This is a genomic window from Tardiphaga sp. vice304 (assembly GCF_007018905.1).
GTDB lineage: Bacteria > Pseudomonadota > Alphaproteobacteria > Rhizobiales > Xanthobacteraceae > Tardiphaga.
Window position 1 is genome coordinate 5,666,157 of sequence record NZ_CP041402.1, and the last position, 15,468, is coordinate 5,681,624.

Genomic DNA, 15,468 nt, shown 5'->3' on the forward strand with positions numbered 1-15,468 from the left:
TTAGACTGAAAGTGGCACGCCTGGTTGCGGGTCAATCGAAGTGACTCGGACCAGCTTCTTGTTCACGAATTCCTGGATGCCCATGCTGGAGAGTTCACGTCCGTAGCCGGAGTTCTTGATGCCTCCAAATGAAAGGCCCGGTGTCGAAGAGGTCGGGTGATTGACGTATATCATGCCCGTATCGACCCGGCTCGCCAGGCGTTTGCCGCGGGCGTTATCTTTAGTAAACACCGAGCCTCCCAACCCGAAATCAGAGTCATTGGCGAGTGCTACCGTCGCATCTTCGTTCTTCACCCGGAAGAAAAGCGCAACCGGGCCGAAGAATTCTTCCCTGAAGGCGGGGTTGCCGGGCTCGATGTCCGCAAGAATCGTGGGCTCCATGAACCATCCCGGTCGATCAATGCGTTTGCCGCCCATCACAACTGTAGCACCTTGTGCAATGGCTTGCTTGACTTGGTCCAGCAGCGTTTCCAGCGTCGCTTCCGTGGACAAAGGCCCGAGCGTTGTTGCCTTGTCCATCGGTCTCCTGGTTCAAGCTCTGCCAGCGCTGTCTGGAATTTCTCCAGAAAGCGATCAGCCAGGTCTTCCACGACAATGAAGCGCTTCGCAGCGACACAAGACTGGCCCATGTTGCTCATCTTAGACCAGACTGCCCACTTCATCGTCTTGTCGAGGTCGGCATCTTCAAGCACGATGAAAGCGTCGCTGCCGCCAAGTTCCATTGTGGACTTCTTCATGCTGTGCCCAGCTCTCGCGGCAACGATCTTTCCGGCATCCACGCTCCCAGTGAGCGCCACACTCTTGATCCGAGGGTCGTCGATGACGCGACTGGCTTGATCATGCGAGATTCGCAGGTTGGTATATGCACCCGCTGGTGCACCCGCTTCTATCCACAACTTCTCGAAAGCGAGGGCGCATTGCGGGACACATCCCGCGTGCTTCACCATAACGACATTGCCAGCCATAAGATTAGGGGCTGCAAAGCGCACGAGTTGATAATAGGGGTAGTTCCACGGCTGGACACCAAACAGCACCCCGATCGGGCTGCTCTCGACCTCGGCCTCGCCCCAGCTTGGTTTGAGATCTTCTGACGCCAGGAAACGCTCGGCGTTTTTTGCATAGTAGTCGATGATGTCCGCGCTGAGCAGCACTTCGCCCCTAGCCTGCTCGATGAGCTTGCCCATCTCACGGGTCGCCGGACGAGCGAACTCGTCCACTCGTGCGCGCATGATGGCAGCGACCTTTGCAACCACGACCGCTCGCTCGGCGAAACTCCTCTGCCGCCAGCTCTCATAGCATGTTGCTGCCGTCTTGATCGCCGTCTCGATCTGGCTGTCCGTAATTTCCTTAAACGTCTTGAAGATTTTACCGTCATACGGGTTGATACTCTGGTAAGCCATGGCGTGTTCCATTTTTACTAACAGGCGCATTAGCAAGTGGTCTTGACGTGGACTTTCGCCAAATTTTTATGAGGCACTGATCTCGAAGGCGACCCTTAGTCTTTATTGGTGAGGTCAAGATAAAGAAGAGATTTTGCGGCCGGACGTTCGTGTACCGCGGGCTAATAGGCGCAAACCCGCGACGACATCTGGTGGTGCCTCCTTTAGCCGAACGACGTGTCTCTTGACCGACAATCCTAAATCCTGACAATCGTTCCCTGGCGTCAGCCGGCTTTCTTTTGCTGTGATGAGCGTGCCCTGCTAATCGCCCATTTTGGAATTCGCGGCGGTCAGCGTGATGCCCGCGGCAGCAACGTCTTTTTCGAAATGGTGGGAATTTCTGGTGCTGGGAATCGGCAGGACTACCTCGGAACGATCAGCACCCCGGCCAATGCCTCGCGGCTCGGCGAGGTTCCCAACCGGCCCGCGATCTCCAAGAGCGCGGACCCGGGGTGGCCGCAACCTGCGGGCCAGCGGCGATCAGAGGATGAAACCGATTCCCTTCGTCTGGCAATGCTCGAAAACCGCATCGCTCTTGCGGTCGATCAGGTCGTACTGATTCTGCATAGTCGTGACGATGAAGTCGCTGCCCGACGCAAAAAATTTCCTTTACGCTCACTTCGCTGAAACTGACGTAACGGATAAGGCTTTCCTTCTAGATCTGCCAACCACGTCGAACTACTCGTCGCGCGGCGCCGCCGGGTCGATGCGATGAAGCTGGGAGAGATCGATGCGCTCGACCGCTAGGAGGGCACGCGTCTTTGACTGGCTTGCTTGCCATCGTCCTGGCCCTCGAGTGAGCGTGTTTGGGCGTCATGCGCCAATTCTGAATCTAATAACACAGCGCAGCGGACGGCAACGAAGAGACCGTTAAAATTAGAGAAAGAGTTTCGCTCGAGACAACGAAATTCTCTTTGATACCAAACGAGCGATTAGTGCGATTGGCTCGTATGGTGGACCCGCGATGACCAATCTGACCATTTGATAAAGCTGATTCTGATCAATTTTGACCATTGGACGGTAAACAGCCGAAGCGATCCGCTGGTCTGCGTAGCAAGGCTGATGACGCCCTTGAAGCGGCGCGGAACATGCCACCCGGAACAGAGCGAAACGATGCCTTAAAAGCGGCTGGAGTGCTTCGCAACACTCGGACGCTTATGGCTTAATCGCGAGGGCGGCAGACCGTCGCGATGACAAAAGGAATTGTCAATTCGCTCGACTGAAAAAATTACTTACCTTACTGCCAATCATTTAAAAGAGCGAGCTGCTACAAAATTTGAGAAAGAACAGTTATCGCCTAGTGACGCGTGGCAATACGCCCTCAACAATGCGTCGTAGTTAAACGTCTCATGCGGCCATGAAGCGATACTTTGCGCCGCTTCGCTCTGCTAAGATGCCGGCGGAGTGAGGCGCTACTGGGGGCGACCAGGGTTATAATTTGTTCAGTGGAAGTTAAGGGCAACAGCTTCGGAAACTAGTCAGTGAAGCGGTATCATAGAATATATGTTCTCTCCGCGGTTGCCGGGCATAGCATCACCAACTTTGCCTCTACGCAGACTGGAACCGGGCCCAGCGCTGCGCGAATGGATAATCAAACGGCCAAGCTTTGATGCGTAAGCGGTCGCTATTGCAGCTTTGCGTTGCTGTCGCCGGAATCGTACCTGTCGCGGCAGGAGTAGCAGGGATTCTACTGGGTCCGGAATTCGTCGATACCGCGGTAGGGCCCAGCGCAAACAGCCACTTTCGCTATTTTTTCCGGACTCCTGCCTGGAATCGGCCTTGGCTTTTGGAGCACCATTCCGCGTATCGAAGCTAACGGGGAAAGATTTGAGTTGCTTTCATTCATCGTCGTCACTGGAGGCTTGGCGCGGCTGATTTCTCTTGCGGTAATCGGCCTCCCACCCTTTGGAATAAAGGCCGCCCTGGCAATGAAACTCGGCGTGACACCGTTGCTTTGTCTATGGCAATGACGGGTTGGCCAGAAGGCCGGCCATACAAGTCCGCGTCCAAACAACGTTTCGGATATGCACGGGCAATAGCATTTCTTCCTGATCGCGTCGCCCCTATTTCAATTTCGCCGGTCGCAATCCCAAATCTGGTTGCACCAATTGGTGTTCGCCTTGAAGTTTGATGGCGCGCGCAAGTGTGAGAGCGGCGCTGCAAACATCCTGTTGAAATGCATCATCTTCGTCCAGTGCCTGATGCGAGGTCGCGTAAGGCTCCTCATACCCGATATATCCGTCTTTCTCGGATAATGCTCCGGCCGAGATCATCGCAATGTCCGTCAGCCAGTCGGATAGCGACCGCCTGAGAGTTTCAGCGCCAATCGAATCGCCATGCACCACCACAGAGAACAATCGTCCAGCGAGATGCTTCGGATAGTCCCAACCATCCAATTCGATTTTCTTGGCCTCGGCAGGCGTTTTGCCGTGCGTCGACGTCGGATCGGGATTGCCACCATCAGCACAGACGAGACGATCGATCATTGCCTTTAGACCTGTCGGCGCCTGATACCAATTGACCGGAGTGATGATCATCACGCCATGCGCGCCCACCCAAAGCGGATAGATCTCGTTCATCCAATCGTTGGTCTGCTCCAGCGAATAGTTCGGATAGCAACTGCATGGCCAGTGACACAGCGGCATCGCAGTCGAGACGCAGGATTTGCAGGGATGAATGTGTCGTCCCATCTCCGACGTCAATCGGGAAAGATCCAGGAAATCGACCGCGTATCCCGCTTCCTCCAAGATCGGCTGCGCCATCATGGCCAGACGGTAGGTTTTCGACATCTCGCCGGGACATGTTTGGTCGCTACGCGACGATCCATTTACTAAAAGAACGCGCTTGATTTCGTTTGGGTCATCGTGGCGCTTTTTCGCCGCTGCGATCGCGGCACGCGCGTTAATCCAGTCGATCGCAAGGTCGTAGTCCGGATCTGAAAATCCTGTGCCTGCCTTGCGAGTTCGGGGCGATTTTCGTGAATTGGTGTAGCCGTCCCAGGCTGCGGCAGTTATCGCTCTTATTTCAGCTTCGAGCGGTTCAAATGCCGGATCAGTGAATCGGCTTCGAAAGCGCCGGTCGAACTCTTCGCGGGAAAGCTTGGTTGATGGCATGCCCTTGCGGACGTCACTTTCGGACATTTTAGTCCACTCCGACAAAGAATTCCGCCAAAAGCCGTTAAGCTGCTTCCGCATGTGGAGACAGCTTGTTGAACGTAAGAAGCAGCAAGCTCACTTCTTCATGTCGTCCTTCTTCATGCCATTCTTCGACATGTCTTTTTTCGCCATGCCATCTTTTCTCATGTTTTCCTTGGCCATGCCGCCGTTAGACATTCCTGATGTGCTTTCTTTCGACATGCTACTCTTCGCCTCAGATGCCATTTTGGTCGTGTCTTGCCCGGCCGGACCGGTGGTCTGAGCAAACGCGCCAGTCGCGGAAATTCCGGTGATAGCAGCACATACCGCAGTAAGAATGATCTTTCTCATTTTAGTCTCTTGTTGAAACAACAGCGTTACAATCGGCGACAGCGAGGATGGTTCCCCCTTCAACAGGCTTGATTAAGTAGGATGGTCAATATTGCTCAGATTTAATTCGGCGGAGGCGTCAGAACACAAGCTGCAAGCTGACCGGTGAGCTGGCCCACGACTTCGACAACATGCGGGCGATCGTGATCGGCAGCCGGAATTTGTTGAAGCGCCGCGCTGGCCGCGGCGAATTCGGGGACAAGGTGTGAGGCCAGTTAAGCAAGAATTCGGTCGCGATCACCAGTCAAAAAGTAGTCACTGTCCGGCACTTGTTGCTGAGCGAGTCGTCCTGTAAAACTGTTTTTCGCTCTGGTGGAGCAATCGCATCTGCCCGCCAAGCGCATGCTGGACATGCTCGGCATTCCACGCGCAACTTTTTTCCGATAGTACGATCGCTATCGCGAGGGCGGTATCGAGGCGCTGGCCGATCATCGCTCCCAACCGGATCGCGTTTGGAATCGCATTCCGGACGACGTTCGCAGCCAGATCATCGACCTGGCGCTGCAGGTTCCCGAGCTGTCTCCGCGGGAGCTGGCCGTGCGGTTCACCGACGAGAAAAAGTACTTCGTCTCGGAGGCGTCAGTCTATCGGCGGTTGAAGGCGCATGACCTAATCACAAGCCCGGCTTAAGTGGTCATCAAGGCGGCGAACGAGTTCAAGGACAAGACCACCGCGATCAACCAGCTCTGGCAGACGGACTTCACCTGCCTCAAGATCACCGGCTGGGGATGGTATTATCTGTCGACGGTGTTGGACGACTTCTCGCGCTATATCGTGGCGTGGCGGCTCGGCCTCACTATGTGCGCTTCCGACGTCACGGATACGTTGGACCAGGCGCTGGCGGCATCGGGCCTCGACAGCGCCACAGTCGTGCACCGGCCGAGACTGCTCAGCGACAACGGCGCGTCTATGTTGCAGGCGATCTGGCTGAATGGCTCGAGGACAAGGGTATGCAGCATGTGCGGGGCGCACCCTACCACCCGCAAACCCAAGGCAAGATCGAGCTTTGGCACCAGACCCTGAAGAACCGCATTCTGCTGGAAAACTATTATTTACCCGGAGATCTCGACCGACAGATTGGAGCCTGTGTCGAGCACTACAACCACGTCCGTTATCATGTGAGCATCGAAAACGTCACACCTGCCGACGTTTACTTTGGCAGAGCACAGACGATCATCGCAGAACGCAGACGCATCAAACTCGCCACCATCGCTAACCGACGCTTGCAGCACCGACTGCAGGCCGCTTAAACTATAACCCTGATGAGCCAGAGCCTCTCTTTTCGAAACGCCTGATCAGTCTCAAATTGTCTGACGACGGACATACCCCCCCCCGCCTTCGTTGCTGAGCCCCTTGACGGAGGCTGCGTGCTGTACCGCCTTCCAGACCGACGCTAGTGAAATTTGGCGATGTCGCCTGCCCAACCCGACACTGAAGCTAGGCCACCCCGCCTTGAAAACAATCAATGGAAATCAAAGGGTGGGCGGGCGCGATTCTAAAAATGAAGGACGGATGCAGGTTGTCACGGCTAAAGTGGCGGGATGAGCGCTGTTGAACGCCCCTCTTTAGGCATATAAGTCACGCGTCGGTGTGTCAGAGGCGAACAAGATAAAATCACGCTACCATCTGCTGCGACAGACTGATCACCGAGCACTTCTATTGCGGGAGCGACCAGTCTTCTGCTGCGGCAACCAGTTGCCTGCATCGGTGGATCTGCAAGTCCGAGACACCCCAGCATCTCAAAAATATATTATTAATCTATGGCGTGCTACGAATACGAGATATTGGGAATATGAATTACTAGGTTTAATTGGCTTCATCAGCCTGACCAAGGAATATTATGATTCGTTTCTTGAACGATATTCGCATAGGCACCAAACTATCGATCGCTTCGGCGCTTGGCCTGGGTCTCATCGCCACGCTGATTTATGTAGAGATGACCGGACTCGCCAGCATTCAGAAAAGTTTTGCTCGCGCCATCACACAGGAGAAGGTGGCGCAGGCCGCTGTCGAGCTTAAGGCTTCGGTCCGCGGCATGGCAATCGTGTTTCGCGATATCCACCTAGCGCGCTCGGTCGACGCCATCGAAAAAGCCAACGAGTACTTCGTGGCGCGGCATGCATCTGCCACCAAGTATAATGAATTCATGCGAAAGAACGCGCTTTCGACCGAGAATCAGTCACTCGTGGTGAAAATCAGCGAAGACCTCGTAGCTTACACCAAGTCTAAGGACGTCGTTGCTGAAATGAAGCGACAGGTTCTTGCCTTAGAGGCCAAGCGTGGCGCGAACGGCGAGACGTTGGCGGCGAGCGCCGAGAAAATCGCGAAGCAGGACGACGAAATCATTCGCTTCCGCCGTGACGTCACCATCCCAATGTTCTCCGCGCTGGAAGAGGCCGCCAATGCCATGACGGCCATTTCCGTAAAGCGGGTTGAGGAGCTGGCCACCGAATCCGCCGCCGAAGCAGCTTCCGTCGTGACAACGTCGTTCGGCGTCGGCCTGCTGGCCTGCCTTATCCTGATCGTGACCGCTGTGATGTCCATATTCCTGATTGCCCGGCCCATGCGCCGGCTGAGCAGCGCGATGCAGGAACTGGCCGATGGCAACTTCGCCGTTATCCTCCCCGGCTTCGGCCGAAAGGACGAAATCGGCGATTTCGCCGTGGCGGTCGATAAGTTTAAGGTCAAGGCGGAGGAGAAGGCATGCATTGAAGCCGCTGCCAAGCTCAGTCAGGATACGGCGGCCGCCGATCAGCGCAAGCGCGACATGATCAAGCTCGCTGACGATTTCGAGGACGCGGTCGGTGAGATCATCGGGACCGTCTCCTCGGCATCGACCCAGCTGGAAGCGTCGGCCAGCACGCTTACTGCGACATCGCAGCGAGCGCAGGAACTCACCAACATGGTGGCCGCCGCCTCGGAGGAAGCATCGACCAATGTGCAGTCGGTTGCGTCCGCCGCTGAAGAGATGGCGTCCTCCGTCAATGAGATCAGCCGGCAGGTCCAGGATTCGGCGCGCATTGCCAGCGAGGCAGTGACGCAGGCGGGACGCACCAACGACCGGATTTCCCAGCTGGCGCTTGCCGCGAACCGCATCGGTGATGTCGTTGAACTCATCAACAGCATTGCGGGGCAAACTAATCTGCTGGCCCTAAACGCCACCATCGAAGCCGCACGTGCGGGGGAAGCCGGTCGCGGCTTCGCGGTTGTTGCCAGCGAAGTAAAGGCGCTGGCGGAACAGACAGCCAAGGCGACCGGCGAGATCGGTCTGCAGATCACCGGCATGCAGGCTGCGACCGGGGAATCCGTTAACGCCATCAAGGAAATTGGCGCCACGATCGGGCGGATGTCGGAGATCGCCTCGACCATCGCCTCGGCCGTCGAGGAACAGGGCGCCGCAACCCAGGAAATCTCCCGCAACGTGCAGCAGGCGGCGCAAGGGACGCAGCAGGTCAGTTCCAACATTTCCGATGTGCAGCGCGGGGCCAGCGAAACCCGTTCCGCCTCATCGCAGGTGCTTTCGGCGGCACAGTCGCTGTCCAGCGACAGCAGCCGCTTGAAAGCCGAAGTCAGCAAATTCCTGAACACGGTGCGCGCGGGCTGATCCCGCCTGCTTTCCTTCTCGCTTCTGACCTTGTACCGCGACACTAACGGGTCGCGGGTGCGATTCGCTATTCCCGTTCCCAACATCCGGGCCGACACGGCTTCCGGCCGTGGTCGTCATCCGCGAGCGGATAGATTCTTTACTTTCCGACTCGGCTTTTGGTCGCACCGCCGGCTGCCTATGTTTGGCAGCTTCATGGTGTGTGGATGGCTGTAGCCGTCGCAGCTGTGGTCGCCATTTTGATTGGCGGTGCGAACTGGACGTTCTTTCTCCGCGATTGGCCTAGGGGATGGTTGAAAACATCCCGGGCACTTATCGTCGTCGTTGCCATGGTCGCGGTTGCTCTAAGCGGAGCGGAGACCAGCGCGGCTTCACACTCACACGAGTGCCACAGCATTTTCGCGCGATAGGTGCTGCTCCGAACGCCGTTGGCGTAATTAATTACTGGAATTTTCGGAGGCCCTAAAGGCTGAGTGACCTGCCCCTGAACGTTCATCCAGTAGCGATTAGAGTCTCGCGTATGTTACGCCGTTCGGCGTGGGGTGAGCAACGTGCGATCGGCGGAGCTGGTCGGGGTTGCGCAGCCGATCGCACGTTGCGGTGAGGTTGGCGGCATAGGCCGCAGGTGTCAGGTAGCCCAGCGAGGAATGCGGGCGGTGGCGATTGTAGTCGTCGGCCCAGACTGCAATCTTGGCTCGGGCGTGGTCGAGGCTGAAGAACAGGGTTTCGTTGAGCAGCTCGTCGCGCATCCGGCCGTTGAAGCTTTCGCAAAAGCCGTTCTGCATCGGCTTTCCCGGCGCGATGAAGTGCCAGGCGACCTGATGGTCCTCCGACCAGGTCAGCATCGCGTTGCAGGTGAATTCGGTGCCGTTGTTCGAGACGATCATGCCAGGCCTGCCGCGGCGAGCGATCAGCGCCGTCAGTTTGCGCGCCACCCGCCGTCCCGAGATCGAGGTGTCGGGGATCGCCGCCAGGCATTCCCGGGTCACGTCATCGACGATATTCAGAAATCGGAAGCGGCGGCAATTGGCGAACTGGTCGTGGACAAAATCCAGCGACCAGCGGGCATTCGGCCGAGCCTCGACCAGAATCGGCGCCCGAGTGCCGACCGCGCGGCGGCGGGCCCGGCGCTTCCGCACGCTGAGGCCTTCCTCCCGATACAGCCGGTAAATCCGGTTCAACCCGGACGGCTCGCCCTGTTGACGCAGCAGCACAAACAGTCGGCGATTACCGAAGCGCCGGCGGGCGTTGGCGAGCTCGCGCAGTTGGACGCGCAGTTCGGCATCCGGCGGCCGGCACGACCGGTAGCGGATCATCTTGCGGTCGGCGCTGACGATGGTGCAGGCCCGCCGTTCTGACAGGCCCAGTTCGGCCTGCAGATGCGCGACAGCCTCGCGCTGGACGGCGGGCCCTACCATTTTTTGACAGAAGCTCGCGTAACGCTGCGGCATCCAACATCTGTTCGGCCAGCAGCTTGTTCAGCTTGGCGTTCTCATCCCCAAGCTGCCGCAGCCGCTTGGCCTCAGAAACGTCCATCCCGCCCAATTTGGCCTTCCAATTATACAGTGTCACTTCCGAGACGCCGTGCTTGCGCGCCAGATCGACGGCTTTCGCCCCCGCCTCATGCTCGCGCAGAACACCGATAATCTGCTCTTCCGTAAACCTGGTTCGCTTCATTGGTCCGTCCTTCAGTGGGCCGGACTCTAACTTCATCTGGAGGAAATCCGCAGGGGCAGGTCACGCCGACGCAGCCCACGCCCGCTCTTTCGCAAGGGCGTCGAGGGCGGGAGCGAGGCCGCGGAACGACAGCGGAAGCGCCACCTCGCGACCCGACGCACTCTTCAACACGATGCGGCCCGGTTCGGTGAGGCCGCGCCAGCGCTTCAGCACATCGTCCGCGGCCAAGGCATCAGCGAAGCAGCCGCCTGGCAGGCAGCGCCGCCATGGCAGATCGAGTGCCGAACCGGTATTGTCGCCGGTCGCCTGCGCGCTGCGGAAATGACAGGTCCGGCAGCACGACCAGGGTGACGCGGAGCGGCTCGTCGGCGGACGCGCGGCCGATGGCGATCTGCGCAATTGGGGCCTTCTGGCCTTGCGCCTGCATCGCTTGCGCGCGCGCCGTTCGGCGTCGCACATGGCAAGTGTGCTTTTAGAATTGAAAGAATCAAACTTTTCGCGAGCAGACTACACTAATCGGTCCGATGCAGTTGGCGCCTTATGTTCAACAACCTGCAACCCAACACATTTAAAACTAGATCGTCGTCTCACGCAATCACCGCCGTTCGCACATCATTCGTTATAAAATAACTCGATCATCAAATTATCAAGTCTACCAAAACGTTTCTTACTGTAGGCCCGCGCTCCGCTCCTCGCGCCTCTGTCGTCGGCGGGAGATTTCGACTTTTCAGGATTTCGCGACAGGTGGTGAATTCTCAGAACGATTTGCCTGGGTCTTGAGCGACGGCGTCTCAGCCGGGTCATCCTCCTGAAGTCCTTTTCTGAACGATTTCATTCCCTGGGCCACGTCTCCCATCAGGCCGGAGATCTTACCTTTGCCGAACAGAAGCACGACGACGCCGACGACGATCATCCAGTGCACGATGCTCATTGAGCCCATCGGAGCGTTCCTTCGCATATAGAGGAAGGGTGGCGGACAAGCGCCCGCCACCCCAGTTTCATCTCGGCCAACGCGGGGGACGACTTACGCGGCCTTGATGAACAGCTTGGCGATCGCGAGGACTTTGCTCTTGCTCAGGGGCTCATCGAACGCACCGGACAGCGAATCAGCGGAAAGTCCGCCGAGATCCTTGATGTCTGCGCCGCCCTGCATGAAGTCGGCTTCGCCGTCGTAGACCGCCTGCGTGGCCTCCGGCAGGTCGCCGCGGGAGTTGCTGACGATCCAGGCAGTCTGTCCGCGGATGAGCCGGACCTGTGCCGCATGTCGCGCTTCTACCGAGTGGATCTGCAGCGCGACCGTCAGGATTTCGTCTGAGCTCTTCAGGTTGGCGGCCTGGCCCTTGTAAGCCCGGACACCGGTATCTTCGAGCGCCTGGGAGACCGCCAGGAACGTCTTGTAGTTGGAGAAGACGTCGCCGAACGCACCCTTTGCGGTGAAGTCAAAGGTCGGCTTCTTGACCGCGTGGCTTCCCAATGCGGCCTTCAGGACCTCGACGTGCGCGGCTTCGTGCTTGCCGATGGTTTCGAAGGTCGCACGCGTTTCGGACGGGATCAGCTTGTCGCTGGCGAGCGCGGTCCGATAGAATTCGTCCTCGAGGTATTCGAGCGTGAGGGCGAAGTTCAGGACCTCGGCGATCTTCCGGGGCAACTGCGCACCTTGCCCGAACGCGGCCGTCGACGCGGCGGCGATGACCAGGGGAGCCGTGGCCAGTACGCCGAGTTTGAGTGCGGCGTTTTTGAACGAGCCGGGCTGAGACACGCGAGCGGCGATTTCCGGATCGATGTCGGCGAGAATGGTGTTTTCGTTTGTCATGTTTCTGCTCCTCAGCCGATATCGTCGGCGGTGATGGGTGTTTTCACGAACGGACCGGCGGTCGCGAGGACTTCAGCCGGCTTCTGCGCACGGTCCAGGCCCTTCTCGTTGACGACGTCGGCATCGTCGAAGGCGTTGCCGCCGCCTGTGTTCGAGCCGACAGTGGTGCCGGAGCCGTTGGAGGCGCTGGCGCTGCCCTTCATGCCGATCAGGTAGCGAATCGCGGTCGCGTGACGCGCCTCGACGGAGACAATCTTGCCCGCGAGGAGCAGGTATTCAGCCTTCTCCAGCAGTTGGCCGGCGCCGTTATATGCGGCGACGCCGAGGTCCTCGAAGGTTTTGGCGGTGGTCAGCACGCTGTCGCGGCTGTTGAAGTCGATCTTGGTGAAATCGACATCGAGCGCGGGAATGGCGTTCTTCTTGAGCGCGGCCTTGAAGAAATCGCGATGGGCGATCTCATGGTCGCGGATGCCGGTCAGGACCGCGGTGTCCGCCGACGACATGTTGGCGTAGGGCGTCTTGGTGACCTGGGTGTAGAACGCCGCCTCGAGCTGTTCCAGCGCGTAGGCGTAGTTCAGGATGCCTACGTCGCCTTCGCCGAGATCGACGGCCTTCGCCATCGCGGCGCCGCCCGGGGTCTGTGCCAGGGCCTGCTCGATGCTGAAGCCCGGCAGCCTGCCGCTGAGCGCGACGGCGCCCAGGAGTGCCGTGCCCGACCAGGCGAGAAAACGACGCCGGCCGAATCCTTCGGATGTCTTCTCGCCAGGCACGGTCGCCTGCGAGACGTTTCGAGTGTCCGTCATTTGTTGCTCCATGAGCGTAGGGGTGAATTTTGATCGAGTTCAAGCGTCCGGCGGCAACGTGCTCGGCTTCGACGTCGAATGCTTTTGGTGAAGGAAGCTGAAGCGAAGAAAGTTCGCTTACTTTGCAAATCCGATCCAACGATAAAGTAACGGCTGTATCTAACGTTCCCGCTTATTCGGTCCGGAGGACAACATATACTTGAAACTAATCCGCAGGCGGCACCAAGGGCCTAGCACTGGATCTATAGGAACTGCAAAAATCGCTGCAGCACAGTCGCTTTTAGCGAGCTACCAAATTCTTCGATGAAGTGGGCTGCTTTTAGCCGCATGTCGGCTTCCCAACTTTTTCCGGATTCAAAACGAGAAAGCCGATCAGAACGGCGCCTTCGATGTCTGACGAGTGAGCGGATTTGCGCCGAATAATCGTCATATATCGAGGAATTTACGATCTGACGGCATGGTCGATCGACCACCTTGCCTAGCCCACCATTCCACCGTTACCGGGGCACCGTACGGAACCGGACTAAATCTGGGGTGTTGTTACATCATCGCCGTCCGCCCCAGGCTGTTAACGGTGACAGAGAGTTCGGTAGCACTCCCGCCTTTTCAGGAGAGCTCCATGACCGTAATCGGCCCGTTTTTCGGCTCCCACCCCAACCAACTTCAGAAGGACGGCACCATCTCGTTCTCGCGCGGCGTGATCAAAATCCTCGATCGATCCAGGTTAGAGGCGCTGTCCTGCGAGTGATACCAGTCGCTGATCGACCAATCCGCTACGCTCGGCCGATATTCGGCTCCCACGGGCGCTCCCCCCCAGTGGCGGCTCGCGTGCGATCGTCGGCGGTCGCATGACACCAGTCCGCCCAGTCTGACCGGTAGACGGTCGTGATTTCCTACCCTCCTGCGACATATTTGAAAGCTGATCATGCGCCTGTCGACCTTCATCCGGGAAAACTCCGCGCCCATCATCGCCGAATGGGAAGCATTTGCTGGGACATTGGCCCCGTCGCCGGAAGCGGCGAGCCCGCTTTCACTGCGCAACCACATCGAATACATCCTTCAATTCATCGCCGACGACATTGATAGCCTGCAGACGGATGCGGAGCAGGTGAGAAAATCGCAAGGCATGAACGCAAAGCATTCCACCGACAGCGTAGCCGAAGTTCACGCCGCGCTTAGACAGGCGGGCGGATTCAACATGGATCAGATGGTCTCCGAGTATCGCGCACTGCGTGCGAGCGTCATAAAGCTGTGGGGGGCACAGGCAACGGAGACTACGCGGCAGGATATCGTAGATTTGACGCGGTTTAATGAGGCCATCGACCAGGAGTTGACGGAGTCCATCAGCTATTACTCCCTGAAGGTCGAGCGCTCCCGCGATCTCTTTCTTGGTATCCTTGGCCACGATCTTCGCAATCCGATAGGTGCCATGACGATGTCGGCGGAGCTGATCGGGCGAATTGGGGCGCTCAGCGAACGTCAGAGAATGCTGATATCTCAAATTTCTTTGAGTTCAATCCGCGCAATCGAGATCCTTGACCAACTTCTGGACCTCACAAGAGCCCGCATAGGATCCGGCCTGCGGGTCATCCGGGCTCAGATGGATATGGCCTTTGTCGCGCGGCAACTCGTCGATGAGATGCGTGCCGCTCATCCGGAGCGCACATTCACGGTCGATGTGTCGGGCGACACCAACGGAAACTGGGACAGGCCGCGCATCGGGCAGGTCCTTTCGAACCTGCTCGGCAACGCCGTGCAATACGGCTTCAAGGATCTTCCCATCAGCGTCAGCGTCAACGGCGAGACGACCGATGTCACCGTTTCGATTCACAACGACGGCGTTCCCATTCCCCCGGGCGCAGTTGCGAGAATCTTCGACGCGCTGGTTCGAAGCGGCGAAGGTGAAGACGCGCACTTACAGTCGAACAATTTGGGTTTGGGTTTATATATTACGAACGAGATCGTCATCGCTCATGGCGGAACGATCAAGGTAGCCTCATCAGAGAAGCACGGCACGACCTTCACGGCGCTCTTTCCCCGTGGATAATAGAATGGCGGCTTTGCGTCAGAAGCTGTCCGTGGTCGACGGCGTACCCGAAACGCGAGTTGGCTTTCTGTATTAATTCCTCTGAAGGCTCGGTTTGATATCCCGCCTGAGAAGTGGGCTTTTCTAATTAAAAAAACAACTTTTTGCGTGTGGACCACCCTAACCGGTCCGATGCCCCCTAGAGTTTTGACCACCCCCCTTCTCAGGCTGGAGCGTGAGTGATCATGGAGGCGCTAAGCCTCAGCTCATTAGAGCAGCCTGTAAAATGTTTTTATAGGCTGCTCCGGCTGCTCGCATATTATACCTTGCCGCGTCACGGAAGGATGGCTCTCTGTATTGAGGTTTTGTTTCTTTCCATGCGAAGCAACCTAACCAGCCCGAAGCCCCTATTATCACCCTGGTCACGTTGTGCTCGCCAGTGGGCTTTCTGGATTGAGGTCAGACTTTTTCTGTATAAAACACCCTAACCGGTCCAGCCTTCCCCATCGCACAGACTTTTACGCCCCCCTCCCCTTTGCGCCACCAACCGCAAGCGTGAGTGAGCGAGAGATCCAGCCCCAT

General features: G+C 57.7%; 11 protein-coding genes and 2 pseudogenes. 5 read left to right on the top strand and 8 right to left on the bottom strand.

Going from position 1 to position 15,468, the window contains the following annotated elements:
• Window positions 1-1,430, bottom strand: a pseudogene (locus FNL56_RS26960) (NAD-dependent succinate-semialdehyde dehydrogenase).
• Window positions 1,431-3,244: 1,814 nt separating this feature from the next.
• On the opposite strand from FNL56_RS26960, the gene FNL56_RS28935 reads away from it, so the two are divergent.
• Window positions 3,245-3,409, top strand: a complete 165-nt coding sequence (locus FNL56_RS28935) for a DUF4345 family protein (RefSeq protein ID WP_368039361.1) — start codon at window positions 3,245-3,247, stop codon at window positions 3,407-3,409.
• Window positions 3,410-3,502: 93 nt separating this feature from the next.
• Here the strand turns inward: FNL56_RS28935 and FNL56_RS26970 are convergent, their stop codons facing one another.
• Both FNL56_RS26970 and FNL56_RS26975 read right to left on the bottom strand, forming a co-directional pair.
• On the bottom strand, window positions 3,503-4,579 hold the full coding sequence (locus FNL56_RS26970; protein WP_143582487.1) for a flavodoxin family protein: 1,077 nt from the start codon (window positions 4,577-4,579) through the stop codon (window positions 3,503-3,505).
• A 90-nt stretch (window positions 4,580-4,669) separates the two neighbouring features.
• Window positions 4,670-4,924 carry a hypothetical protein gene (locus tag FNL56_RS26975; RefSeq protein WP_143578465.1) on the bottom strand — a complete coding sequence of 85 codons (255 nt, stop codon included), beginning with the start codon at window positions 4,922-4,924 and terminating at the stop codon, window positions 4,670-4,672.
• A gap of 348 nt (window positions 4,925-5,272) precedes the next feature.
• Here FNL56_RS26975 and FNL56_RS26980 point away from each other — a divergent pair.
• Together FNL56_RS26980 and FNL56_RS26985 are read left to right on the top strand one after the other, a co-directional pair.
• Window positions 5,273-6,213, top strand: a pseudogene (locus tag FNL56_RS26980) (transposase); the annotation flags it as partial.
• Window positions 6,214-6,806: 593 nt separating this feature from the next.
• On the top strand, window positions 6,807-8,567 hold the full coding sequence (locus FNL56_RS26985) for a methyl-accepting chemotaxis protein (protein WP_441351320.1): 1,761 nt from the start codon (window positions 6,807-6,809) through the stop codon (window positions 8,565-8,567).
• Between the two features lie 506 nt (window positions 8,568-9,073).
• On the opposite strand, the gene FNL56_RS26990 is transcribed toward FNL56_RS26985, so the two are convergent.
• The 5 genes from FNL56_RS26990 to FNL56_RS27010 all read right to left on the bottom strand — a co-directional run bounded on the left by FNL56_RS26990 (window position 9,074) and on the right by FNL56_RS27010 (window position 12,860).
• Window positions 9,074-10,244 (bottom strand): IS3 family transposase gene (locus tag FNL56_RS26990; RefSeq protein ID WP_441351259.1). Its coding sequence is split into 2 segments (ribosomal slippage): window positions 9,074-9,989 and window positions 9,988-10,244, totalling 1,173 coding nucleotides; the frame shifts between segments, so codons are not numbered across the junction.
• Between the two features lie 60 nt (window positions 10,245-10,304).
• Window positions 10,305-10,643, bottom strand: a complete 339-nt coding sequence (locus FNL56_RS26995) for an invasion associated locus B family protein (protein ID WP_168203045.1) — start codon at window positions 10,641-10,643, stop codon at window positions 10,305-10,307.
• Between the two features lie 328 nt (window positions 10,644-10,971).
• On the bottom strand, window positions 10,972-11,184 hold the full coding sequence (locus FNL56_RS27000) for a twin-arginine translocase TatA/TatE family subunit (RefSeq protein ID WP_143578468.1): 213 nt from the start codon (window positions 11,182-11,184) through the stop codon (window positions 10,972-10,974).
• Between the two features lie 84 nt (window positions 11,185-11,268).
• Window positions 11,269-12,057: a ferritin-like domain-containing protein gene (locus FNL56_RS27005; RefSeq protein ID WP_143578469.1), complete on the bottom strand. Its 789-nt coding sequence runs from the start codon at window positions 12,055-12,057 to the stop codon at window positions 11,269-11,271.
• Window positions 12,058-12,068: 11 nt separating this feature from the next.
• Window positions 12,069-12,860 (bottom strand): ferritin-like domain-containing protein, encoded by a 792-nt coding sequence (locus tag FNL56_RS27010; protein ID WP_143578470.1) that lies wholly within the window; start codon window positions 12,858-12,860, stop codon window positions 12,069-12,071.
• A 619-nt stretch (window positions 12,861-13,479) separates the two neighbouring features.
• On the opposite strand from FNL56_RS27010, the gene FNL56_RS27015 reads away from it, so the two are divergent.
• Both FNL56_RS27015 and FNL56_RS27020 read left to right on the top strand, forming a co-directional pair.
• Window positions 13,480-13,608: a winged helix-turn-helix domain-containing protein gene (locus FNL56_RS27015; RefSeq protein ID WP_210245443.1), complete on the top strand. Its 129-nt coding sequence runs from the start codon at window positions 13,480-13,482 to the stop codon at window positions 13,606-13,608.
• A gap of 177 nt (window positions 13,609-13,785) precedes the next feature.
• On the top strand, window positions 13,786-14,907 hold the full coding sequence (locus FNL56_RS27020; protein WP_143578471.1) for a sensor histidine kinase: 1,122 nt from the start codon (window positions 13,786-13,788) through the stop codon (window positions 14,905-14,907).
• Window positions 14,908-15,468 lie beyond the last annotated feature (561 nt).

Bases quoted from the DNA above. Each gene is read 5' to 3' on its own strand.
- FNL56_RS27005 (WP_143578469.1), bottom strand. From the start codon at position 12,057: ATGACAAACGAAAACACCATTCTCGCCGACATCGATCCGGAAATCGCC.
- FNL56_RS27020 (WP_143578471.1), top strand. From the start codon at position 13,786: ATGCGCCTGTCGACCTTCATCCGGGAAAACTCCGCGCCCATCATCGCC.
- FNL56_RS26975 (WP_143578465.1), bottom strand. From the start codon at position 4,924: ATGAGAAAGATCATTCTTACTGCGGTATGTGCTGCTATCACCGGAATT.
- FNL56_RS27010 (WP_143578470.1), bottom strand. From the start codon at position 12,860: ATGACGGACACTCGAAACGTCTCGCAGGCGACCGTGCCTGGCGAGAAG.
- FNL56_RS26970 (WP_143582487.1), bottom strand. From the start codon at position 4,579: ATGTCCGAAAGTGACGTCCGCAAGGGCATGCCATCAACCAAGCTTTCC.
- FNL56_RS27015 (WP_210245443.1), top strand. From the start codon at position 13,480: ATGACCGTAATCGGCCCGTTTTTCGGCTCCCACCCCAACCAACTTCAG.
- FNL56_RS27000 (WP_143578468.1), bottom strand. From the start codon at position 11,184: ATGGGCTCAATGAGCATCGTGCACTGGATGATCGTCGTCGGCGTCGTC.